The sequence below is a fragment of the Nesterenkonia populi genome (assembly GCF_007994735.1).
Taxonomy (GTDB): Bacteria; Actinomycetota; Actinomycetes; order Actinomycetales; family Micrococcaceae; genus Nesterenkonia; species Nesterenkonia populi.
Genome location: NZ_VOIL01000001.1, coordinates 26,912 through 50,806, shown reverse-complemented (window position 1 = coordinate 50,806; position 23,895 = coordinate 26,912). Strand labels below are relative to the sequence as shown.

Below are 23,895 nucleotides of genomic sequence, written 5' to 3'. Positions count from 1 at the left end.
TGCCGGGGTCGTGGGAGCATGTATCCCGTGGCAGGGCTGATCAGACGCGAGGACATCGACGCCGTGCGCGAGCGTGCCGATCTGCGGGAGATCGTCGAGCAGTACGTCACCCTGAAGAAGGCCGGTGTGGACTCCTACAAGGGACTCTGCCCGTTCCATGATGAGCGCACGCCGTCGTTCCACATCCGTCCTCAGATGGGCACCTACCACTGCTTCGGCTGCGAGGAGTCCGGGGACGTGTTCGCGTTCATCCAGGGGACGGAGCACACCAGCTTCGCTGAGACGGTGGAGCGGCTGGCGAACAGGTACGGGGTGGAGCTGCGGTACGAGGACGGCGGCTCCGGGCCGGACAAGCAGGAGGCGGGCCGCAGGCAGCGGCTCCTCGACGCCCATAAGATCGCCGCAGAATTCTTCGCCCAGCATCTGAACTCGCCCGAGGCGCAGATCGCCCGTCGGGAGCTGACCTCCCGAGGCTTCACCCGCGAGCACGCGGTCCAGTTCGGCGTGGGCTACGCCCCCAAAGGGTGGGACAACCTGCTGGGGCACCTGCGCACCAAAGGCTTCAAGGACGAGGAGCTCAGGCACACCGGCCTGTTCTCCGAGGGGGGGCGGGGCTTCTACGACCGGTTCAGGGGCCGGCTGATGTGGCCGATCAAGGACATGGCCACCAACACGGTCGGCTTCGGCGGCCGCCGCCTCTACGACGACGATCAGGGCCCCAAGTATCTGAACTCCCCCGAGACGCCGGTCTACAAGAAGTCCCAGGTCCTCTACGGGATGGAGCACGCCAAGCGGAACATCGCGAAGAAGCGGCAGCTCGTCGTCGTGGAGGGGTACACCGACGTGATGGCCTGCCACATCGCCGGGGTGGACACCGCGGTGGCCACCTGCGGCACCGCCTTCGGCGAGGGCCACATCAAGATTGCCCGCAGGCTGCTCTCCGACGACGGCTCCCCCGCTGAGGTGATCTTCACCTTCGACGGCGACGAGGCCGGTCAGCAGGCGGCGATCCGCGCCTTCAACGAGGCCAGCCAGTTCAACGCCCAGACCTACATCGCCGTCGGGCCGGAGGGCATGGACCCCTGCGACGTCCGCCAGCACCGCGGCGATGATGCCGTGGCCCATGTGATCGAGTCCAAGACGCCGCTGGTGGAGTTCGTGCTGCGCCGTCGGCTGCGGGACTGGGACCTGGCTGCCGTGGAGGGGCGGATAGGCGCCCTGCGCGCAGCGGGCCCGGTGGTCGCCGGGATACGCGACGCCGCGCTGCGCTCGGCCTACACCCGTGAGCTGGCAGGCTGGCTCGGCACGGACGTATCCGAGGTGGACGCCGCGGTCCGGGCTGCGGCCAAGGGCGGTTCGCCCCGCGCCAGGCAGAGCGGGCAGCCCGGCCAGGAGGCCCCCTCCCGCGGGCAGCGCAGCGGCGTCCCCGAGGCCGCCGGGCCTGCGGAGCTCACTGAGCCGCGGTTCCAGCGCCCGGACACCCGTGATCCCGCCGTGCTGATGGAGCGGCAGGCCTTGGAGGTGATCCTCCAGCACCCGGCCCGGCTCACCGCAGAGCAGTGGGAGGAGGTCTTCAGCGTCCGGTTCACCGCCGCCGCGCACCAGGCGCTGCATGACGGCATCCGGATCGCCGCCGCGAAGGCGACAGATCCGCGCTCCTGGGTGGAGACCGTTCGGCAGGAGGTCCCCGAGCCTCTGCGTCGCCTGGTGGGGGAGCTGGCGGTGACCTCCCTTCCGGCGACCACTGAGGACAGCTTGGACCGGTACTGCCGGGAGATCCTCAATCGGCTCGTCGAGCTGAAGATCCAGCATGAGAAGGCCAACCTGCTCGGCCAGCTGCAGCGGATGGCCCCCACCGAGCAGCCGGAGGAGCATCGCCGTCTCAACGAGGAGCTCATGGTGCTGGAGCGGCGCCGTCGTGCCCTGCGGGCCGTGGACTGAGCTTCGCGCGTCCACCCGCTGAGACCGCATTCACATGTGACCTGCACCACTGTTCACCGCTGTTAGTGTGTGATCTATGACTCAGGATTCTTCCCGTACCGCCGCCAGCCATGAGGTCCCGGAGGATATGCGTCGCGACGTCGGTCTCCTCGGCGGGCTGCTCGGCCAGGTGCTGCAGGAGTACGGCACGGAGAGCTCCAGCCCGGCCAGCCTCTATGACGACGTCGAGAAGCTCCGCGGGCTGTGCATCGCCGCCGTCCAGGATGAGACCGACGAGACCCTCGCCGAGGCGGAGGCGTTCGTGGAGTCCCTGGACCCTGAGCGGGCCAAGGAGGTTGCCCGCGCCTTCACCTGCTACTTCCTGCTGGCAAACCTTGCCGAGGAGCAGCAGCGCATCCGTGCGCTGCGGGCCCGTGATGGGGAGATCCCCCTGGAGGAGCAGTCCGCTGCTGACTCCGTGGCCGCGGCCTTCACCCACCTGGCCGAAGAGGTCGGCCAGCGGGAGGCTGAGCGCCGCCTGAAGGAGCTGCGCTTCCAGCCCGTCCTGACCGCTCACCCCACGGAGGCCCGCCGCAACGCGGTCACCGCCTCCATCCGCCGCATCGGCCACCTGCTGGACGTCCGGGATGATCCGCGCACCGGGCCCGCCGCGGAGGCCCGCAGCACCCGCGAGCTCTTCGAGGAGGTGGACAACCTGTGGCGCACCGCCCAGCTGCGGGTCTCCAACCCCTCGCCGCTGGACGAGGTCCGCACTGCCCTCGGCGTCTTCGACAACTCGTTCTCCACGGTCTTCGCCGAGGCCTACCGACGCATGGACGACTGGCTGCAGGCTGACCGGGCGGGATCTGCTGCCCCCAAGGCCCCCGCATTCATCCGGCTGGGCTCCTGGATCGCCGGCGACCGGGACGGCAACCCCAATGTCACCGCCACCATCACCCGCAGGGCCGTCTCCCAGATGGCTGACCGGGTCCTCACCGACCTGGAGGAGCGGGCCCACCGGCTCGCCCTTTCGATGACCCTCGACGAGCGGTACACCCCGCCGAGCGAGAAGCTCACCGGCCTGTGGAATCGGCTCAAGCAGCTCTCGGAGGAGCTGACGACCACCGCCGCAGAGCACTCTCCGCGTGAGCCGCACCGGCAGGTGCTGCTGGCGGTCTCCGGGCGGATCGAAGCCACCCGGCTGCGCAACGCCGACCTCGCCTATGACGTTCCCGAGCAGCTGATCGAGGACCTCAGATGCGTGCAGGCTTCACTGGCTGAGGCGGGTGCCGGGCGCGCTGCCTACGGAGACCTGCAGGAGCTGATCTGGCAGGTCGAGACCTTCGGGTTCCACCTCGCCGAGCTGGAGGTCCGCCAGCACTCGGCCGTGCACAGCCAGACTCTGCAGTGGATCCAGGACCCGGAGTCCGTGGAGAAGATGGCGGTGCCGGGGGAGGAGGTTCTGGAGACCTTTCGCGCGGTCGCCTCGGTGCAGAACCGGTACGGCTCTGACGCCGCACGCCGCTACATCGTCTCCTTCACCCAGTCGGCCCAGAACCTCGCGGACGTCTACGAGCTGGCCGCCCACGCCCTCGGCGGGGAGGAGAGCGCCCCGGCGATCGACGTCATCCCGCTCTTTGAAACCTACGATGACCTGCAGAACGCCCCTCGCATCCTGGAGGAGGCGCTGACCCATCCCAAGCTGCAGGAGCGGCTGGAGCAGACGGGGCGCCGCATGGAGGTGATGCTGGGGTACTCGGACTCGTCCAAGGACGTCGGACCGGTGGCCGCGACCCTCGCCCTCTACGAGGCGCAGGAGAAGATCGCCGCCTGGGCGATCGACAACGACATCACCCTCACCCAGTTCCACGGCCGCGGCGGCGCGCTCGGCCGCGGCGGCGGGCCCGCCAACCGGGCGATCCTGGCCCAGCCGCCGCATTCTGTGGACCTGCGGTTCAAGGTCACAGAGCAGGGTGAGGTGATCTCGGCCCGGTACGGCAACCCGGAGATCGCCCTGCGGCACATCGAGCAGGTCGCCGCCGCCACCCTGATGGCCTCGGCTCCCTCCACGGAGAAGCGCAACGCGGAGGCCGCTGAGCAGTTCGCCCCGCTGGCCAAGGAGCTCGACGACGCCTCCCGCGCCCGCTTCCACTCGCTGATCAGGGCGGACGGGTTCGCGCCCTGGTTCGCCCAGGTGACTCCGCAGGACGAGATCGGCCTGCTGGCGATCGGCTCCCGCCCGGCCAAGCGCGGCCTGTCCGTGGAGTCTCTGGAGGATCTGCGGGCGATCCCGTGGAACTTCGCGTGGTCCCAGGCCCGCATCAACCTCACCGGCTGGTACGGCCTCGGCACCGCCCTGGAGGCGGTGGGAGACGTCGAGCAGCTGCGCCGGGCGTACGCGGACTGGCCGCTGTTCCGCGCGATGATCGACAACGTCGAGATGTCCCTCGCCAAGACGGATGAGCGGATCGCCAAGCGCTACCTGGCGCTCGGAGACCGGCCGGAGCTTTCCGAGGCGGTGCTGGAGGAGCTGCACCTGACGGTGAAGTGGGTGCTGGCCATCACCGAGCAGGAGCGGCTGCTGGAGAAGCACCAGGTGCTGGGCCGCGCCGTCCAGCTGCGCAACCCCTATGTGGATGCGCTGAGCCTCATCCAGCTGCGTGCCCTGAAGAAGCTCCGCTCCAAGGACCTGCAGGAGGATGAGATCGAAGATCCCCGCAATCTCCTGCTCCTCAGCCTCAAGGGAGTCGCAGCCGGTCTGCAGAACACCGGGTGAGGGATCTCGGGCCTGGCACGCGCTGACCAGGTGTGACACCACGGCGCCGAGGGAGTGCCGTTCTCAGCAGCCCTCGCCCGTCAGCATGCTCTAGGCTTGGGGGTATGACTTCTCTTTCCCCTGACCTTGCGGTGCGTACGCACGGTCTGGTCAAGCGCTTCGGCAAGAAGGCTGCGGTCGACGGCGTGGACCTATCCATTCCTCGCGGGGGCATCTACGGTGTGCTCGGCCCCAACGGCGCCGGCAAGACCACCGCCATCCGAATGCTGGCCACGCTGCTGCGCCCTGACGAGGGAGAGGCCCACGTATTGGGCCACGATGTGTTCGCCGAACCGCGCGCCATCCGGGAGAAGATCGCTCTGACGGGGCAGTTCGCCTCCCTGGATGAGGATCTCACCGGGCTGGAGAACCTTATCCTGCTGGGCCGGCTGCTCGGGTTCTCCAAGCCCGCCGCCCGCTCCCGAGGCCTGAACCTGCTGGAGGCCTTCGGGCTCTCCGACGCCTCCGGGCGCCAGGTGAAGAACTACTCCGGGGGCATGCGGCGCCGCCTGGACATCGCCGGCTCGCTGATCGTCACCCCGGAGCTGATCTTCCTCGACGAGCCGACCACCGGCATCGATCCGCGCTCCCGCAACCAGGTGTGGGACATCATCCGCACCTTGGTCGACGGCGGGGCGACCATCCTGCTGACCACTCAGTACCTCGAGGAGGCCGATCAGCTGGCTGACCGGCTCGCTGTCATCGACCATGGGAAGGTCATCGCGGAGGGCACCCCGGGTCAGCTGAAGGCCCAGGTCGGCGCCGGCGCGCTCAAGGTCCGGGTGGCCGACCCGGCAGACCGTGAGCAGGCGGCTTCGGTGCTGGCCCAGTCCCTCGGCGTCGAGGTGGTCCGTGAGGCCGACACTTCCGCGCTGAGCGCCAGTCTCGTCGAGGGGCAGTCGGCCGCGCCGGGCCTGAGCGCCCTGGACGCCGAGCAGATCAGCCTTGAGACCTTCGCCCTGGGCCAGCCCAGCCTGGATGAGGTCTTCCTGGCGCTGACCGGCCAGCCCACCGAGGACTCCGCAGACGTGAAGCCCAGTGCCGGAACCAGCTCTGAGGAGGTCACCGCATGAGCACCGAGACCCCTGCCCGCAGCGAGTCCCAGGCCATCCACTCCGTCCTGCTTCCGCGGGACCAGCGTCCGGCGCCGGCCAATCCGGTCAGCTCTTCGCTGGCCTTCGGCTGGCGGGCGATGCTGAAGATCAAGCACATCCCCATGCAGCTCTTCGACGTCACCGTCTTCCCGCTGATGATGACGGTGATGTTCACGTTCATCTTCGGCGGCGCGATGGGAGCGGTGGTCTCCGGGACTGGGGAGACCGGCGGTGCGGCGATCAGCGAGTATGTCCAGTTCTTCATCCCGGGGATCTTTGTGCAGACCCTGATCATGGTGACCATGTACACGGGGATAACCCTGAACAAGGATGTCTCCAAGGGCATCTTTGACCGGTTCCGGTCTCTGCCGATCTGGCGGCCGTCCCAGCTGGTCGGTGCGCTGCTGGGCGACCAGGTTCGCTACATGCTGGCCGGGATCATCATCCTGGGGGTCGGGTTCGCCGTCGGGTTCCGTCCGGAGAACGGAATCACCGGGGTGATCGGTGCCTTCGCCCTGCTGCTGGTGTTCTGCTTCTGCCTGTCGTGGGTGTGGACCACAGTCGCTCTCCTGCTGCCGAACGAGGAGGCGGTGATGGGGGTGTCGATGACCATCATGATGCCGCTGACCTTCGCCTCGAACATCTTTGTGCCCACGGAGACCATGCCCGACTGGCTGCAGCCGGTGGTGGATGCCAACCCGGTCTCGATCGTGGTGGCCAGCATCCGTGACCTGATGCTCGGCACCGACCAGGGAAGCCTGGGCCTGGTGGCGCTGTGCTGCGTGGTGCTGGTGGCTGTCTTCTCCCCGCTGTGCATGGTGCTCTACAACCGCAAGAGCTGAGGCTCGACGACGTCGCTAGGCTGGTGAGTATGCCTGCTGTTCATGCTGCTGGTCAGATTCCCGACGACGTTGTGCGCCTGGTCGCTGAGTCCCGCCGCCCGGTGGTGCTGACCGGTGCGGGGATAAGCGCCGAGTCAGGAGTTCCTACGTTCCGCGAGGTGCAGACGGGGCTGTGGGAGCGGTTCTCCGCCCAGGACCTCGCCACGCCGGAGGCGTTCGAGGCTGACCCTGCCCTGGTATGGACGTGGTACCGCTGGCGGCAGTCGCTGATCCGTGCCGTGGAGCCCAACCCCGGGCATCATGCAATCGCCCAGTGGCAGCAGCGGGACGGAGTCGAGCTGACGGTCTCCACCCAGAACGTCGACGACCTGCATGAGCGGGCTGGCGCGGCGGTGCTCGCGCACCTGCACGGCAGCATCTTCGCTCACCGCTGCTATGAGTGCGGCATTCCGGCGCAGCTGCCGGATGCTGAGTATGACGGCTTCGAGTCCCCGCCCGAGGCGGAGGGGCCCCCTCAGTGTGAGCACTGCGGAGGATGGATCCGCCCCGGGGTCGTCTGGTTCGGAGAGATGCTCCCGGCCGACGCTTTCGAGCAGACCGCGGCGGCCGTGCGGGCCGCAGACCTGGTCCTGGTGGCCGGCACGTCCGGGATTGTGCAGCCGGCGGCGTCGCTTCCGCTGCTGGCCCTGGAGCGCGGCACCCCGCTGATCGAGGTGAATCCGGAGGAGACGGAGCTCTCCGAGGTGATGGACCACTGCGTGCGCGGCCTGAGCGGCGATGCTCTCCCCACGCTGGTGCGCAGCCGCTAAGGTGTTGAGGAGCAAGGCACACGATCATATGGAGGGAAGGCCATGACTGAATACCCGCCGCAGAGCTCCGCCCCCGGCCCGCAGCCGGTGAGCCCCGAGGACGAGAAGACCATGGGCATCCTGATGCACGTGCTGGCGATCTTCTTCGGGTTCCTCTCGCCCCTGATCTTCTGGCTGATCTTCAAGGACCGCAGCTACGTCCTGGACCAGCAGGGCCGCACCGCGCTGAACTGGAACATCAGCGTCATCATCTACTACGTCGTCTCACTCATCCTGGCGTTCATCCTCGTCGGGTTCCTCCTGATGCTTGCCCTGGTCATATGCCATCTGGTCTTCTCCATCATGGCCGCAGTGAAGGCCAGCGAGCGGACCATCTGGAAGTACCCCCTCTCCATCCCGTTCCTGAAGCTGGCCTGAGCATCATGGCTGCAGTGTTCGCCCGCATCACCGGCAAGGTCCAGGGCGTCTCCTACCGGGCCTCCGCCCAGGAACAGGCGCAGAGCCTGGGCCTGGCCGGATGGGTCCGCAACACCTCTGAGGGCGCCGTGGAGCTGCTGGCCTCCGGCCCCGACGACGCGGTGGCAGCCCTGCTGGACTGGTGTCGGCAGGGACCCGGCGGGGCACGTGTGGAGAGCGTGGAGACCCGCGCCCCGGAGGAGCCGGAGCTCAAGGACCTGCCGGAAAGCTTCGACGTCCGACGGTAGAGTGGTTCGCTATGAACGCTCGGAACACACGAGGCGGCACGCTCGCGGCCGCGGCTGCGCTTGCCGCGCTGATGGTCACCTCCTGCGACCTCATCCCCGGCGGGGACGATGAGCCCGCGCAGGAGGAGCAGAACGGCACGGGGAACGGCGCAGCGGACAACGGCGAGGACCCCGGCCAGGACGGCGCGGCCGGGCCGGAGGAGGACGGCGCGACGCCGGGCGAGCCGGATGAGGAGGCCTTCGCCTCCGCCGAGATCAGCGACGTCGTCGGCAACAGTGTGGGCGAGGCCCGCTTCAGCGAGGCCGGCGAGGACGGTGTGCTCGTTGACGTGGAGCTCTGGGACGTCACTCCGGGCTTCCGCGCCCTGACCATCCATGAGGCCGGCGTCTGCGAGCCCCAGTCCCACAACGAGGCCGGCGAGCTCGGGGACTACTACTCCTCCGGTGACGTGCTGGCAGGGGCCGGGTCGGGGGAGACCGGCGTGGTCGAGGGCGAGGACGAGCTGGAGACCGAAGACCCCGACGAGGGCGACGAGGATCCGGACGACGCCGGGCCGGACGGTCTCGACAACGGTGAGGGGACCGACGCCGACGGCACGGGCACCGGGGACGACGACGCCGGGACCAGCCTCGATGACTACCCCGAGGGCACGGTCGAGGGACAGGCCGTCGGGCAGATCACCGGCACCGAGCAGGCCGAGGAGGAGGATGAGATCCTCCACCCGGAGCGCGCCGGCGACCTCCCCAATGTCTTCATCATGGAGAGCGGGGACGCACAGATGAGCTTCGTCACAGACCGCCTCAGCGAGGGCCTGATCACCGGTGATGAGGGCACCTCCATCATTCTGCGCGGAGAGCCCACCCACCACGGCTCCCTGCCGGAGCGGTACGCTCCCTACGGTCCGGACCAGATGTCTCAGGCCACCGGTGACCTTGGCGCTCGCACTGCCTGCGGCGTGATCGAGTGAGGATTTTGCGCACACAGGTCCGTCGCACATACGATCTCTTCTTGGTGCGCCGGGAAGACGGGTCGGCAGATGTAGGATGCTTCTACCTCCTGTAGAAGTCTTCCTCCATCGTTGTTGAGAGTCGTCTGCCCAAGTTCGCGCCACTGAAGAGGAGGACCACCGATGAGCCTGATGGTCCTGGTCCTTCTCACCCTTCTTCTGGTGCCCGCCGCTTCGGCCGTGCACACGGTGCTGGGACGGAACACCGGCTGGTTCGCTGCGGCAGGCCTCGCGGTCCTGGGCACGGCTGCAGTGACCTGGATTCCCGGGGTGCTGGACGGCGAGACTCCCTCCGAGCACCTTCCCTGGATCCCCACTGCGGTCGACGTCGGCATCTCGCTGCGGCTCGACGGCCTGGGCCTGGTGTTCCTGCTGCTGGTGCTCTTCATCGGCGCCCTGGTGATGGCCTACTCGGCCCGCTACTTCAGTCCCAAGAAGAAGACCAGCGACTTCTACCTGTGGATGCTGCTGTTCGTCTTCGCCATGTCCGGCATGGTCCTGGCGGACGACATGATCCTGCTGTTCGTCTTCTGGGAGTTCACCACTCTCTGCTCCTTCTTTCTGATCAACCGCAGCGGCGACAAGGCGCCGGCCCCTGCCCAGCGGACCCTGCTGATCACGATGGCCGGCGGCCTGGGCCTGCTGACCGCGGTGCTGTGGACGATCGTGGAGACCGGTACGACCAGCCTGTCGGAGGCGCTGGAATCTGACGTCTGGGCGGAGAACACCACCTTCACCTCGGTGGTGGCGGTGCTGATCGCCTTCGCCGCGTTCACCAAGTCGGCGCAGTTCCCGTTCCACCTATGGTTGCCGGACGCGATGGTCGCCCCCGCACCGGTCTCGGCCTACCTGCACGCCGCGGCGATGGTGAAGGCCGGCATCTACCTGCTGCTGCGCTTCTCCCCGGTCTTCGAAGGGGTCGTCATCTGGCAGACCCTGCTGATCGTCTGCGGCCTGCTCACCGCGCTGATCGGTGCCCTGTTCGCGCTGCAGCGCCATGACATCAAAGAGATCATGGCCTACTCCACGGTTTCCCAGCTCGGCTTCCTGGTTGCGGTCATCGGAGTGGGCACTCCCACGGCGATCGCCGCGGCGATCATCCACGTGGTGGCCCACGCCCTGTTCAAATCGGCGCTGTTCATGATGGTCGGCATCATCGAGCACGAGTCCCACACCAGAGACATCCGGGTGCTGAACGGGCTGCGGAAGACCATGCCGGTCAGCTTCGCCATCACCCTGGTGGGCTGCCTGTCCATGGCGGGGATCCCGCCGCTGTTCGGCTTCGTGTCCAAGGAGAACCTGCTCAAGGGCTTCCTCTCTGCGGGGGAGGACCCGGCAGGCTTCGGAGCAGGCCTGACCTGGACTGTCACGATCCTCGGCGTGCTCGCGGCGGTCGGCACCTTCGCCTACTGCGGCCGGATCGTGCTGGGCGCGTTCACCAGCTACCGCGGGGTCGGCAGGAAGGACGCCGGCTACGACGACGGCGAGCACCCGCTCATGGATGAGCACGGTGCTCATGAGGCCCCCGCCTCCTTCTACCTGCCGGCGCTGATCCCTGCGTTCGCGGGCGCGGTGCTGGGCTTCATCCCGTTCGTCTTCGACGACCTGATCACCCAGGCGACCCAGGCGGCCAGCACCTCAGACTACGAGCCGTACTTCTACCTCTGGGGCGGCATCAGCACCGACCTGATGCTCTCGGTGGCCATCATGGGCATCGGTGCCGTGGTGGTGCTGGGCCGCACTCGGGTGGACAGCCTGGTCCCGCGCACCATCCTGCCCTGGACGGGTGTGGCCGTCGCGGAGAAGATGCGCACCGGATCCATCGCCATGGGCCGGAAGGTCGGCGACCTCACCCGCACTGATGTGCACGGCGTGCACCTGACCGTGCCGGGCATCTTCCTCTTCGCGATCTTCGTGGCGGGCCTGGTCCATGTCGGCGACGTCGGCAGCTTCGACCCGGGCCACACCGTCATGGCTGACTGGGTGCTGCTGGGCCTGCTGGCCATCTTCCTGCTGGGAACCGTGCTGACCTCCTCCCGCACTGCCGCTGCGGTGCTGGCCGGCGGCGCCGGCTTCGTAGTGGGCGCCTGGTACTTCTCACTGGGCGCGGTCGATGTGGGCATGACCCAGCTGCTGGTGGAGATCCTCACCGTGGTGGTCCTGGTCCTGGTGCTGCGCAAGCTTCCGCGAAAGTTCCACAGGGTCTCCCGCACCCGCACCGCGATCTCCGCGGCGGTCGCCCTGGCCTTCGGCCTCATGGCGTTCATCGCCGCGTTCGCCCTGACGGGCCGCAGCGGTCAGTCGGATGCGGGCGAGTGGTACCTGACGGAGACCTACGAGGCAGTCGGCGCCCTGAACACGGTCAACTCGATCCTGGTGGACTTCCGGGCTCTGGACACCTTCGGGGAGCTGGTGGTCCTCGGCGTGGCCGGCTTCGCGATCCTGGCGGTGCTGAACTCCGCCTTCTCCACCACCGACAGCGAGCCGACCGAGGCGAAGCGCTGGGAGGGCACAGCCCTGGGCGACTCGGAGAACAACACGGTGGCGATGCGCACCGTCTTCAAGTGGATGACGCCCTTCATCGTGCTGCTGTCGCTGATCCTGCTGCTGCGCGGCCACTACGAGTCCGGCGGAGGGTTCATCTCGGCGCTGGTGCTGGGCGGCTTCTTCGCTCTGCGCTATCTGGTGGCTCCCTCCGACTCCTCGGTGAAGCTGCGCTTCGACTACGCGATGATCATCGTCGGCGGTATCCTCGTCGGTGCGGCCACCGGCTTCTTCGGGTTCATCGAGGGCTCCTACCTGCGGCCGATCGTCATCGCTGAGGGCCTGACCTGGATGCCGTGGGGCACGGACGCGGGCTTCGCCCTGACCACGGCGCTGGTGTTCGACGTCGGCATCTACCTGGCCGTGGTCGGCACCGTGCTCGTGGCCCTGGACCGGCTGGGCCAGGCGCAGCGCTACCCCGCGGACCTGCTGCGCAAGCACATGCGGGCCCAGGGGCAGCGCGACGAGATCGCAATGCATGCGGGTGCTGACCCAGGCGACCCGCCTCTCGAGGCCCAGGCGGAGCACGCACATAAGGCACCGTCCCCGAAGGCGGGTGATCAGGCATGAGCGTCGCCATCGCTATCGGGCTGCTCACCACCGCTGCGGTCTACATGGTCATGCAGCGCGGCATGGTGCGGATCATCCTCGGGTTCATCCTCGCCTCCCACGCGGCGAACCTGATGTTCTTCGCAGCCGGCAACACCGCCTTCCGCGGCGTCCCGTACATCGGAACCTCCGAGTACGGAGAGGGCGCTGACCCGCTGCCGCAGGCTTTCGTGCTGACCGCGATCGTCATCGCCTTCGCCATCACCATGTACATGCTGTCGCTGGCGATCACCACCATTCGCGACGACGACACCGAGGACGACGAGCAGTCGGCCGTGAAGATCCTCGGCCCTGCCGGGGCCGCTCCCTCGGCAGCCGCTGAGCGCAACATCGACTACCGGGACGATGACTTCCCCGACCGCGGTGACGAGTCCGACGTCGCGGGATCCAAGCTGGACATCACAACCACCGGCGCGGCCGGCGCCGGAACCGGGGGAGCAGACGCATCCCCAGCCAGCCCCGTCCACGACTTTGAGGGCGACATCGACGCTGACCCGAACGCAACCACCACCCAGAGGGAGGAGAACCGGTGACCGCTGAGCTCGCTGAGATCCTCCCGCCGCTGCTGCCGGCGCTCGTCGCCGGCCCGCTGATGCTCGGCGGCATCGGCGCCGTCCTGCGCAAGCATGTCGGCATCCGGCACGCCATCAGCCTGGTCACGCTGTCCCTCATGCTGGCGGCGTCCATCCTGCTGCTGATCGCCACCCATGACGGCACAGTGCTGGCCCACCAGGTCGGCGGCTGGGACTACGGGATCTCCATCCCGTTCGTGGTGGATCAGCTGTCCGCGGCGGTGCTGATGATCATCAGCATCCTCGGCATTGCTTCGTCGCTGTTCGCCATGGCCACCCATGAGGCGCGAGCCCGGTTCTTCCACCCGTTCGTGCTGATTCTCATGGCGGGTGTGGCCGGTGCGCTGATGACCGGCGACATCTTCAACTTCTTCGTGTTCATCGAGGTCATGCTGCTGCCCAGCTACGGGCTGCTGGCGATGATGGGTGCCAAGCTCGGCGCCCACGGGGCCCGGGTCTACGTCTCGGTGAACCTGATGGCGTCCACCCTGCTGCTGGCCGGCATCGCCCTGATCTACGCCACAGCCGGCACTGTGAATCTGGCGGAGCTGCACGGCGCCGCTGCGGAGGACCCGGCAGTGGCTGTGGCCGGCGGCGTGGTGCTGACCGCGATCAGCATCAAGGCTGCCGTGGTCCCGGTGCACGGCTGGCTGACCCGCACCTACCCGATGACATCCCCGGCGGTCACCGCCCTCTTCAGCGGCATCCACACCAAGGTCGCGATCTATGCGCTGTACCGGTTCTACTCGGTGATCTACGACGGCGATGACCGCTTCCTCTGGGTAGCGCTCCTGGTCACGTCGATGACGATGCTCGTCGGTGTGCTGGGCGCGATCGGTGAGAAGTCCACCCGGTCCATCCTCGTCTTCCACATGATCAGCCAGATCGGCTACATCCTCATCGGCATCGGTCTGTTCACCGGGCTGGGCCTGACCGCCGGCATCTTCTACCTGCTGCACCACATGATCGTGAAGGCCAGCCTGTTCCTCTCCACCGGCGCGATCGAAGAGACCTACGGCTCGTCCCAGATCGAACGTCTCGGCGGGATGCTCAAGCGGGAGCCGCTGATCGCGGTCACCTTCATGATCGCCGCGCTCTCCCTGGCGGGCCTGCCTCCGTTCTCCGGGTTCGTGGCGAAGTTCGCGATCATCCAGGCCACCCTGGAGCAGGCCCATTACTGGGTGGCCGCCGTCGCGGTGCTGGTCTCTGTGTTCACCCTGCTGTCCATGCTGAAGATCTGGACCGGGGTGTTCATGGGCAAGGCTCCGGATGATCTGGAGGACCGCGCCATGGCGTACCAGGAGCGGATGCACGGCAAGCGGTACCTGCGCAGCGAGGCTCAGGCGGAGACCCCGACGCTGACCATCATTCCGCCGGAGGACCCCACCACCCAGCACGGCCGGGTGAAGGTCCCGATGAAGCTGATCGTCCCGGGCATGCTGCTTGCAGCTGTGACGGTCTTCTTCGGCATCGGCGCGGAGCTGCTGATGAGCATCTCTGAAGTCGCCGCGGAGAACCTGCTGAACCCTGAGAGCTATGTGGATGCGGTGAGCGGAGCCTGATGAGCGCTAAGAATCCTTCCTCAGCCAGCTGGCCGCTGCGGTTCCTCTCCTTCGCCCTCTGGTACGTCAAGGAGTTCTTCCTGGCGAACCTGCAGGTCACCATGGACGTGCTGCGGCCCAAGCAGCGTATGAGCCCTGCGATCGTGGCCGTGCCTGCGGCGTCCAAGACTGATGCGGAGTGGGCGATGATCAGTATCCTGGTCACCCTGACCCCGGGCACCATGACGATCGCCATCTCCAAGGAGGAGAGCGTGCTGTACGTGCACAGCATGTTCGCTGAGACCCGGGATGCGGCCGCGGAGGAGATCCAGGAGATGGAGAACCGGATGGTGCGCGCGATGCGCCGCACCCCGGGGGATCTGACCCGTCCGCTGGCCCCCGCGGCGGCACCTGAGGGAGGCGGGGACCAATGATCACGGAGTTCGCTCTCGAGATTCTGCTGATCCTGCTGGGCGTGGGGATGCTGCTCGCCGCCATCCGTGCCTACCTGGGGCCGCGCATCACTGACCGCGCGGTCGCCGCAGACCTCATCTTCTTCGCGTTCATCGGCTTCATCGCGCTGATCGGCCTGCGCATCGAGATTGAGGCGCTCTTCGACATCATCCTGATCGCCACGCTGCTGGGCTTCATGTCGGCGATCTCCATGGCCCGCCTCGGACTGGGAGGGAAGCGCTGATGGACCAGATCTTCACCGATACCAGCACCAGCGGGCTCATCATGAGCAGCGTCGGGGTGTTCTTCATCCTGCTGGGCATCGGAACCATCATCGTGGCCGGCATCGGCCTGTTCCGTCTGCCGGACCTGTATCTGCGCGCCTCCGCCGTGGGCACCTCCGCTGGCTTGGGCGTGGCCAGCATTGTGGTGGGTGTGCTGCTGATCGACTTCAGCACCGCCAACCTGATCAAGGCGGTGCTGGCGATCGTCGCTCAGCTGCTGACCTCCGCGGTGGGCTCGATGGCGATCGCCCGCTCCGGCTATCTCAATGGCTCCCGGCCGGCGTCAGTGACTCACACGGACGAGCTGTACCTGACGAAGCGCGACGACGCCGCATAATCCGCCGCGCTCGACATCCACGTTTCGCCCAGGACGCGCCCAGGCTTCCCGCCGATAGTGTGGACATATGAGCGATGAGAGCCTCGAGCCGCACCAGGCCGCGGAGCATGACGCGGGAACGCACGATGTCTTCGACGAGACGGCCACCTATGACGACGCCTCCCGTCCTGGCACTGTCGCCGCCGCCGCCGACCAGCCCTACCTGGTCAAGGCCCGCCAGCGGGAGGAGGTGTCGGACCGCAGCCGGCCCGAGGCTCAGGACCCCAAGGCCAGCTCCCCGCTGAAGCTGACCGGGGGGACCTGGAAGTACAGCCTCAAGCGTACGCTCGCCGAGTTCGGGCGCGACCAGTGCACCACTCTGGCCGCCGCGCTCACCTACTACACGGTGCTGTCGATCTTCCCCGCGCTCATCGCGCTGGTGTCCATCCTCGGCCTGATCGGCGAGGGGGAGCGGGTGGTCGACTTCTTCGTGGACACGGTCGATGATCTCACCGGGGGCGACGAGGACATCATGGCCACTGTCGACACGATCGTCGGCAACATCACCACCGCGGAGGGCGCCGGCTTCGGTCTGCTCATCGGTATTGCGGTGGCCCTGTGGACGGCGTCGAACTATGTGACCCAGTTCTCCCGGGCGATGAACCGGATCTGGGAGGTGGAGGAGGGTCGCTCCTTCCTCCAGCTGCGCCCGATGCTCTACCTGGTCACGGTCCTGATGATCCTGCTGGTGGCCGCCGCCGGTCTGATGCTGGTGATCTCCGGACCCATCGCTGAATCGATCGGCAGCACGATCGGCATGGGGGAGACCGCGGTGTCCCTGTGGAACTGGGCCACCCCGGTGGTTCTGATCCTCGTCGCCGCCGCGGCGGTGGGGCTCCTGTACTTCGCGACGCCCAACATCCGTCAGCCGGGATGGAAGTGGACCTCGGCGGGCGCACTGGTCACGATCGTCGTGGCTCTGCTGACCACGGGCGGCGTGGCGATCTATGTGATGAACTTCGCCAACTTTGACGCTACCTATGGCTCCCTGGCGAGCGTGATCATCTTCCTCTTCTGGGTGAACATCATGAACACTGTGCTGCTCTTCGGCGCGGAGCTCGATGCGGAGCTGGAGCGCGGCCGTCAGCTGCAGGCAGGCATCGAAGCGGAGCGGACCATCATGCTGCCCCCGCGGGAGACCAAGGCCGCGGATAGGAAGCAGCAGAAGTATGAGGGCATGGTCGCTGCCGGCTACGCCCTGCGCATGTCCAAGGGCGAGACGTCCGACCCCGATCAGCTTTGGCGTCGCTAGGGACGGTCTTCGACCGACGTTTCCGTCACACTTCGTCATATTTCAAATAATGAGAAATGTTGGAGCGGACTTGGAATCTGGCGAAAGTGTTGCGGCTATGTTTCGAGCGCGGACTGGATAGTGGCGCCCTGCAGGACCCTGAAGTTTACCTGGAGTAAACCTGGGTGCCGAACTCCCGCGAATTCGTGCGGGACGCTTCGTCCAAAGGTGCCGGACAGTGTGTCCAGGGCATGTTTCGGCCATGTTGTCCGCTCCGACTTGACGTGCACATCAGAACATCTTCCCCAGGTCAGTCCGGCCTGACGGGTGCGATAACGATCTGGTGACGGCCCACAAAAGCTTGCCCCTTCGGCGAAATTTCCTCGTACTGTAGTGGTCACCATCACGCCGGAGATGTGTTCTGCATCACCGGTTTACTCGCATCTACTCTGACGAGGAGCACACGTGAAACAGCAGCGTCTGTCTGCAGCTGTGGCCGTTCTGGCCGGCAGCGCATTCATCCTGTCCGCATGCACGCCTGGTGACGACGGCGACAATGGTGACGCCGAAGGAACCGAGGAGAACGGGGCCGCCGAGAACGGAGAGGCCGGCGATGTCGACCCCGGCGATGCGGAGGGCCAGGAGCTCACCGAAGAGCCTGAGGACGGCGGCAAGGCCGACCTGGGCGAGGACTTCGAGACGGACGAGGACGAGGTCCGCGTCTCACTCGGGCCTCAGCCGTTCACCAGCTACAACAACGACAAGCCCGAGCACTACAACGTCTACAACTCCACCATCGTGGACCGGGTGCTCGACAGCTTCTACTACGTCGGCACTGATCTTGAGGTCTACCAGAACGATGACTTCGGCTCGTACGAGGTCATCGAGGAGGAGGACCCCTTCACCGTCGAGTACACCATCAACGAGGAGTCGGTGTGGTCTGACGGCACCCCCGTCACCGCGGCCGACTATGTCCTGGACTGGGGAGCTTCCGCCTACCTGGGCGAGGGCCAGTTCGACGGCCTCTCTCCCAACTTCGGCACCTATGTCCCCGAGGGGCCCCAGTTCGAGAACTACGACGACCAGTCCTTCACCGTCGAGTTCCCCGACGGGGCCTACGCCGACTGGGAGATGCTGATCGGCTCCGCTCTCCCCGCCCATGTGGTGGCTGAGGAGACCGGCATGGAGCTCGAGGAACTCGTCACCGCCATCATCGACGGCGACGAGGACGCCATCGAGGACATCGCCGAGACGTGGAACACCATCTGGGAGACCGATCCGGGCACCCTTCCTGACGAGGAGCTCATCCCCGCCAACGGGCCCTACATCCTGGACGAGTGGGCCGACGGCGAGTATGTGAGCCTGCGGGCCAATGACGAGTACGGCGGCACTCCTGCCGGCGTCTCCACCCTGGTCTTCCAGTTCGTGGACAACGCCCAGCACATCCAGGCCCTGGAGAACGGCGACCTCCACGCGGTGGTCCCCACTGAGACCGTGGATACCCGCCAGGAGCTGGAGTCCCTGGTCGAGGCCGGCCAGCACGCATCCCACATCGGTGACAAGGCCACTTGGGAGCACCTTGACATCCAGTACGGCGAAGGCAGCCCCTTCGCCGAGACGCCCGAGCTCGCCGAGGCCTTCGCCCTCTGCGTGCCCCGCCAGCAGATCCTCGAGAACCTGATCCACCCGATCAACGAAGACGCCGAGCTGCTCAACGCCCGTGAGGTGCTGAACTTCGAGCCCGCCTACGAGGACATCGTCGCCGAGAGCTACGACGGACGCTACGACGAGGTCGATGTCGAGGCCGCCACTGAGATCGTTGAGGAGCACGATGCAGAGGGCACTGAGATCCGCATCGGGCACAACGGCCAGGAGCGCCGCCACGACACCGTCGAGCTGATCCAGGCTTCCTGCGCCGACGCGGGCTTTGAGATCGTCGACGAGGGTGACACTGAGATCGACATCGCCGCCGGCGAGTGGGATGTTGCCCTCTTCGGCTGGTCCGGCTCCGGACAGGTCGCATCCGGTCTGAACATCTACGGCTGGGACCGTGACGCTGACGAGCCTCGTCCGCAGAACTGGAACAACTACAACAACGATGTCGTCTCCGACGCCTTCGAGACCATCGCCACCAGTGTGGACGAGGACGAGGTGCAGGAGGAGATCATCACCCTCGAGCAGGAGATGTGGGATGACCTGCACGGCCTGCCGCTCTACGTCCACCCGGGCATGACCGGTTGGGACTCTTCCATCGCCAACATCCGTCCGACCCCCGCTCAGACCCAGCTCGTCTGGAACGCTGAGCAGTGGCAGCGGGCGGAGTAACCCCCGGAGACGTCTCCGACGCATGAGATGACGGGACACCATCCCACACACGGTGGGGTCTGAGCTGGTGACCTTCCAGCTCGGGCCCCACCGATGCGTCCGGCGTCGTGGAACGGAAGGCGAACCCTTAGAACCGTGCTGAAATACATTCTCAAGCGCCTGGGCAGCACTGTGCTGGTCCTCTTCGGCGCGACCATCCTTGTCTTCGCGATCCTCGTCAACACCGGCGACCCGTTGGCGGACCTGCGCGAGATGCAGGGCGACAACGTCGAATACCTGATGCAGGAGCGGATCGACCGCATGGGGCTGGACCAGCCCTGGTACGTCCGCTACTGGGACTGGCTCTCCGGGATCCTGGGCTGTTTCGTCGGAAGCTGCGACTTCGGCGTCACCATGAGCGGCCAGCCCGTCACCCCGCTGATCGCCGCGGCCGCCGAGCAGTCCCTGCGGCTGATCTTTGTGGCCACCGTGGTCGCCATCGTCGTCGGCGTGCTCACCGGAATCGTCACCGCGATGCGCCAGTACTCCCTGCTGGACTACACGATGACCTTCTTCGTGTTCCTCTTCTTCTCGCTGCCGGTCTTCTGGGCCGCAGTCCTGGCGAAGGAGTGGCTGGCCATCGAGTTCAACAACTGGATGCTCGAGCCGCACTTCACCTGGGCCAACATCCTGGTGATCGCGCTGCTGCTCGCATTTGTCGTCCCCTTGGTCCTAGGCGGTGACGTCAAGCGCCGCCTCATCACCGGCGGCATCATGTTCGCGTTCGTCTGTGCGGTCCTGCCCTGGATGAACGCGGTGAACTTCATGACCCACCCGCGGCTGGGCGCGCCCATCATCCTGATCGGCTCCCTGATGCTGGCCCTTGGCCTGACGGCGCTGATCGCCGGGGTGCGGAACCGTCGGGTGCTCATCGCCGCGCTGACCGTGGTGGCGCTCGGCATGGCCGCCTACTACGGCACCTGGGGGATCCTCCAGGATCCGCCCGGCGGCTGGTTCTTCCTCGGAGCGCTCTTCGTCCTGACCATTGCGATCTGTGTGGTGGTGGGCCGCAGCATCGGCGGCTACGCGCGGGGACAGGCCACCGCGGCCGCAGTCCTGACCGGCGTGCTGATGTCGGGGATGATCCTGCTGGACCACTTCATGCACCACTGGCCGCAGCTGCTCTCCCTGAAGCCCCGGCCGGTGCGCACCATCGGCTCACACACCCCCAACCTGGAGGGCGACTTCTGGGTGACTGCCCTGGACCAGATGACTCAGCTCTGGCTGCCGTCGCTGCTGATGGCGCTGCTGTCCCTGGCCACCTACACGCGGTACACCCGCTCCTCGATGCTGGAGGTTCAGAAGCAGGACTACGTGCGCACCGCCCGAGCCAAGGGCGTGCCTGAGCGCACCGTCATCCTGAAGCATGCCTTCCGCAACGCCATGATCCCGCTGGTCACCATTGTGGCCTTCGACTTCGCGGCGCTGATCAGCGGTTCGGTGGTGGTGGAGAACGTCTTCGGCTGGAACGCCATGGGCAACCTCTTCATCACTGGCATCCAGCTGTCCGACCCTGCGCCGGTCATGGCCTTCATCATCGTCACAGGAGCAGTGGCCGTACTGTTCAACCTGATGGCCGATATCCTCTACGCCGTCCTCGACCCAAGGATCCGAGTATGAGCAGCGAACAGACCCCAGACCCCAACGAGCAGCAGATGGTGGAACTCGCTGAGGTCGAGGACGCCAAGCTGGAACGTGACACCCGCTCCTATTCGCAGGGGCAGCTGATCCGACGCCGGTTCTTCAGCCACCGTCCCGCACTCATCTCGCTGATGATCCTGGGAGCGACTGCCCTGCTGGCCTTCTCCTCCATCGGGTTCGGCCCCGTGCCCGGCTGGTGGGACAAGCACTTCCAAGCCACGGGCTCCATCATCGACGGCGGTCGACCCACGATGCTCCAGGACGGGAACATCCTGGGTGAGCATCCCTTCGGGCAGGAGAACGTGGGCCGTGACTACTTCGCCATGGTGATGCGGGGGACCCAACAGTCCCTGATCGTCGCCTTTGTGGCCACCTTCGTCTCCAGCGTGCTGGGCATCGTGCTGGGCGCCGTTGCCGGGTACTTCCGGGGGTGGGTCGAGTCGGTCATCATGCGTATGACGGATCTCGTCATTGTCATTCCCACCCTGGTCTTCGCAGCTCTGGTGGGGCCTCTGGCCGGTGGCAGCGTCTTTATGCTGGGCGTGCTGCTGGGTTTGGCGACGTGGACAGGTATGTGCCGTCTGGTGCGGGCTGAGGTTCTGAGCATCCGTGAGAAGGAGTACGTCTCTGCGGCGGTGGCCATGGGTGCCTCACCTGCGCGGATCATCGGCAGACACATGATTCCGAACAGCATCGGCGTGATCATCGTCAATGCGACCTTCTCTCTGGCCGTCGCGCTCCTGCTGGAGACCACGCTCTCCTTCCTGGGGCTCGGCGTCTCCCGGCCGGAAGTCTCCCTGGGCCTGCTGGTGGACCAGTACCAGAACGCGCTGGGCACTCGTCCGTGGCTGTTCTGGTTCCCCGGCCTGTTCATCATCGTGATCGCCCTGACCGCCAACTTCATCGGTGACGGGCTCCGTGACGCCTTTGACCCGCGGCAGAAGCGCAGCGGTGATTCCCGGCCTTCGCTCGCAGGAGTGCTGGGCCTGCGCGGGGTGCAGAAGGTGTTCTCCCCCAAGCAGCAGGAGATCGGGCAGTCTGCCGCCGGCGGCCCCGGCGGGGCTCAGATGCCCGCTGGGCAGAACGATCCCCATGGCAACACTATGCGGTTCAGGAGGAAGAAATGATGCTGGCACAGCTCCTGCAGAGGACAGCCGGGCTCGTCGGGGCCGCGGATCCCAACTATGACGACCTGCTCGATGAGGCCGACCAGACGGGCGAGGGGCTGTCCGCCGCTCCCCTGTTCGTCCTCGGCTTCGCCGTGCTGGTGATTCTCGGGTACGTGCTGGCTGCGTACCTGATCCGGCGAACCCGAGGAGGGGTGACTGCTGCGGATGCGCCGGAGATTCAGCGCGCTGAGTTCGAGACGGACACCGCCCTGCGCTTCGAGGACGTCAAGGTCAGCTTCTCCACCGAGTTCGGCACCGTGGAGGCCGTCAAAGGTGTCAGCTTCGAGGTCAAGCCCGGTGAGGTCGTCGCCGTGGTCGGCGAATCCGGCTCCGGCAAGTCCGTCACCAGTTCGACCGCTATGGGGCTCATGGCGGAGAACGCCGCGCTCTCGGGGAAAGTCTTCCTCGACGGCAAGGAAGTCACCGACTTGTCCCCGGCCAAGCTGCGCGCCCTGCGCGGCGACGAGGTCTCCATGGTCTTCCAGGAGCCGATGACCTCGCTGAATCCGGTGCTGAAGATCTCCGACCAGTTGGTCGAGGCCCTGCAGGTGCATGACCAGGCCTTAGGCGAGGAGGCGCTCGCCCGCGCGATCCAGCTGCTGCACCAGGTCGGCATTCCGGAGCCTGAGAAACGTATCCACGAGTACCCGCACCAGTTCTCCGGCGGTCAGCGGCAGCGCATCGTCATCGCCATGGCGATCGCCTGCAACCCCAAGATGATCATTGCGGATGAGCCGACGACTGCCTTGGATGTCACCGTCCAGGCGGAGATCCTCGACCTGCTGCGCGGGCTGAAGGAGAAGCTCAACACCGGCATTATGCTCATCACCCACAACATGGGGGTGGTCGCGGATATGGCGGATCGTGTGGTCGTCATGTTCCAGGGCGAAGTGGTGGAGACCGGCACCGCGGAGGAGATCCTGCTCCACCCCCAGCACGCATACACCCGCCGTCTGCTGGAGGCCATGCCCAAGCTGCGCGATGCTGATGCCTCCGCGCTTGAGGAGGCGCCAGCATCTTCCGCGCAGGGAGCCGCCGGGATTGCTGGGGCCGGCGAGGCGAAGGGGGCCAGCGGCCCCACCGAGGAGTTCGCCCTTCAGGCCCGGAACCTGGCCCTGGCCTATAGGGTGCGGGGGAAGAACAAGCGAGTGGTCGAGGGCGTGAACTTCGGGGTCCGCCCCGGGGAGATTCTCGGCCTGGTGGGGGAGTCCGGCTCCGGAAAGTCCACCGTCGCCAAAGCGGTCCTCGGGCTGCTAGAGGTCGATGCCGGCGAACTGTACATCCGCGGCAAGAATCTCCCAGCTCTTTCCGGCGCGGAGCGCAAAGCCCTGCGGAAGGACATCGGGGTTGTCTTCCAGGACCCCGCCGCTTCGCTCGACCCCCGGTTCCCCATCGGTGATGTGATCGCCGAGCCGATGGTCGTCCACGGGGTGGGGGACAGCGCCAGCCGCACCGCCCGGGCCGAGGAGCTGCTGGATGCGGTGAAGCTGCCGCGCTCGGTGATCAACCGGTACCCGCATGAGCTCTCTGGCGGGCAGCGGCAGCGCATCTCCATCGCCCGGGCGCTCAGCCTGGAGCCCTCCATCCTCATCGCCGACGAGCCCACCTCCGCCCTGGACGTCTCCGTGCAGGCCAGGGTCCTGGACATGTTCGCCGAGCTGCAGCAGCAGTACGACTTCGCCTGCCTGTTCGTCACTCACGACCTGGCCGTCGTCGACCAGCTCGCCGACCAGATCATGGTCATGGAGAAAGGCGCCGTGGTGGAGCAGGGCTCCAAGGAGCAGATCCTCAGGCACCCTCGCGAGGACTACACCAAGCGGCTCCTTTCCGCCGCCCCGGTGCCGCACCCGCAGCAGCAGCGCCAGCGCCGCGAAGCCCGCCGTGAGCTGCTCGCCTCCCACGGCCTCCGCCTCGACTGAG

The 23,895-nt window shown here is 66.7% G+C and carries 19 protein-coding genes; all 19 read left to right on the top strand.

Annotation, left to right across the window (positions count from 1 at the left end):
- Window positions 1–27: 27 nt before the first annotated feature.
- The 19 genes from dnaG (at window position 28) to FWJ47_RS00130 (ending at window position 23,894) form a co-directional block, all read left to right on the top strand.
- Entirely contained in the window at window positions 28–1,941 is a 1,914-nt protein-coding gene (dnaG, locus tag FWJ47_RS00220) for a DNA primase (RefSeq protein ID WP_147102754.1), read from the top strand.
- Between the two features lie 76 nt (window positions 1,942–2,017).
- Window positions 2,018–4,696, top strand: coding sequence for a phosphoenolpyruvate carboxylase (locus FWJ47_RS00215; protein WP_147102753.1), 2,679 nt, complete (start codon window positions 2,018–2,020; stop codon window positions 4,694–4,696).
- Window positions 4,697–4,800: 104 nt separating this feature from the next.
- The gene (locus FWJ47_RS00210; RefSeq protein ID WP_147102751.1) at window positions 4,801–5,808 is read left to right on the top strand and encodes an ATP-binding cassette domain-containing protein; all 1,008 of its coding nucleotides are present in this window, start codon (window positions 4,801–4,803) and stop codon (window positions 5,806–5,808) included.
- On the top strand, window positions 5,805–6,671 hold the full coding sequence (locus FWJ47_RS00205) for an ABC transporter permease (protein WP_147102749.1): 867 nt from the start codon (window positions 5,805–5,807) through the stop codon (window positions 6,669–6,671). Before FWJ47_RS00210 ends, FWJ47_RS00205 begins: the two co-directional genes overlap by 4 nt.
- A 29-nt stretch (window positions 6,672–6,700) precedes the next feature.
- Complete coding sequence (locus FWJ47_RS00200) at window positions 6,701–7,480, top strand: SIR2 family NAD-dependent protein deacylase (RefSeq protein WP_147102746.1); 780 nt, start codon at window positions 6,701–6,703, stop codon at window positions 7,478–7,480.
- 42 nt (window positions 7,481–7,522) lie between these two features.
- Complete coding sequence (locus FWJ47_RS00195; protein ID WP_147102744.1) at window positions 7,523–7,897, top strand: DUF4870 domain-containing protein; 375 nt, start codon at window positions 7,523–7,525, stop codon at window positions 7,895–7,897.
- A 5-nt stretch (window positions 7,898–7,902) separates the two neighbouring features.
- Window positions 7,903–8,184 carry an acylphosphatase gene (locus FWJ47_RS00190; protein ID WP_147102742.1) on the top strand — a complete coding sequence of 94 codons (282 nt, stop codon included), beginning with the start codon at window positions 7,903–7,905 and terminating at the stop codon, window positions 8,182–8,184.
- A gap of 11 nt (window positions 8,185–8,195) precedes the next feature.
- The gene (locus FWJ47_RS00185) at window positions 8,196–9,152 is read left to right on the top strand and encodes a superoxide dismutase family protein (protein WP_147102741.1); all 957 of its coding nucleotides are present in this window, start codon (window positions 8,196–8,198) and stop codon (window positions 9,150–9,152) included.
- A gap of 162 nt (window positions 9,153–9,314) precedes the next feature.
- The gene (locus tag FWJ47_RS00180; RefSeq protein ID WP_147102739.1) at window positions 9,315–12,305 is read left to right on the top strand and encodes a DUF4040 family protein; all 2,991 of its coding nucleotides are present in this window, start codon (window positions 9,315–9,317) and stop codon (window positions 12,303–12,305) included.
- Complete coding sequence (locus FWJ47_RS00175) at window positions 12,302–12,877, top strand: sodium:proton antiporter (RefSeq protein WP_147102737.1); 576 nt, start codon at window positions 12,302–12,304, stop codon at window positions 12,875–12,877. Before FWJ47_RS00180 ends, FWJ47_RS00175 begins: the two co-directional genes overlap by 4 nt.
- Window positions 12,874–14,478, top strand: a complete 1,605-nt coding sequence (locus tag FWJ47_RS00170) for a monovalent cation/H+ antiporter subunit D family protein (protein WP_246126094.1) — start codon at window positions 12,874–12,876, stop codon at window positions 14,476–14,478. The genes FWJ47_RS00175 and FWJ47_RS00170 overlap by 4 nt, the downstream gene beginning before the upstream one ends.
- Complete coding sequence (locus tag FWJ47_RS00165) at window positions 14,478–14,891, top strand: Na+/H+ antiporter subunit E (RefSeq protein ID WP_147102734.1); 414 nt, start codon at window positions 14,478–14,480, stop codon at window positions 14,889–14,891. Before FWJ47_RS00170 ends, FWJ47_RS00165 begins: the two co-directional genes overlap by 1 nt.
- Window positions 14,888–15,154: an MrpF/PhaF family protein gene (locus tag FWJ47_RS00160; RefSeq protein WP_147102732.1), complete on the top strand. Its 267-nt coding sequence runs from the start codon at window positions 14,888–14,890 to the stop codon at window positions 15,152–15,154. The genes FWJ47_RS00165 and FWJ47_RS00160 overlap by 4 nt, the downstream gene beginning before the upstream one ends.
- Window positions 15,154–15,531, top strand: a complete 378-nt coding sequence (gene mnhG, locus FWJ47_RS00155; RefSeq protein ID WP_246126093.1) for a monovalent cation/H(+) antiporter subunit G — start codon at window positions 15,154–15,156, stop codon at window positions 15,529–15,531. Before FWJ47_RS00160 ends, mnhG begins: the two co-directional genes overlap by 1 nt.
- A 67-nt stretch (window positions 15,532–15,598) precedes the next feature.
- Entirely contained in the window at window positions 15,599–16,822 is a 1,224-nt protein-coding gene (locus tag FWJ47_RS00150; RefSeq protein WP_147102729.1) for a YihY/virulence factor BrkB family protein, read from the top strand.
- A 444-nt stretch (window positions 16,823–17,266) separates the two neighbouring features.
- The gene (locus FWJ47_RS00145; RefSeq protein ID WP_147102727.1) at window positions 17,267–19,126 is read left to right on the top strand and encodes an ABC transporter substrate-binding protein; all 1,860 of its coding nucleotides are present in this window, start codon (window positions 17,267–17,269) and stop codon (window positions 19,124–19,126) included.
- 135 nt (window positions 19,127–19,261) lie between these two features.
- Window positions 19,262–20,785, top strand: coding sequence for an ABC transporter permease (locus FWJ47_RS00140; protein WP_147102725.1), 1,524 nt, complete (start codon window positions 19,262–19,264; stop codon window positions 20,783–20,785).
- Window positions 20,782–21,933, top strand: coding sequence for an ABC transporter permease (locus FWJ47_RS00135; RefSeq protein ID WP_147102723.1), 1,152 nt, complete (start codon window positions 20,782–20,784; stop codon window positions 21,931–21,933). Before FWJ47_RS00140 ends, FWJ47_RS00135 begins: the two co-directional genes overlap by 4 nt.
- Entirely contained in the window at window positions 21,930–23,894 is a 1,965-nt protein-coding gene (locus FWJ47_RS00130) for an ABC transporter ATP-binding protein (protein WP_246126092.1), read from the top strand. The genes FWJ47_RS00135 and FWJ47_RS00130 overlap by 4 nt, the downstream gene beginning before the upstream one ends.
- Window position 23,895: the final 1 nt, after the last annotated feature.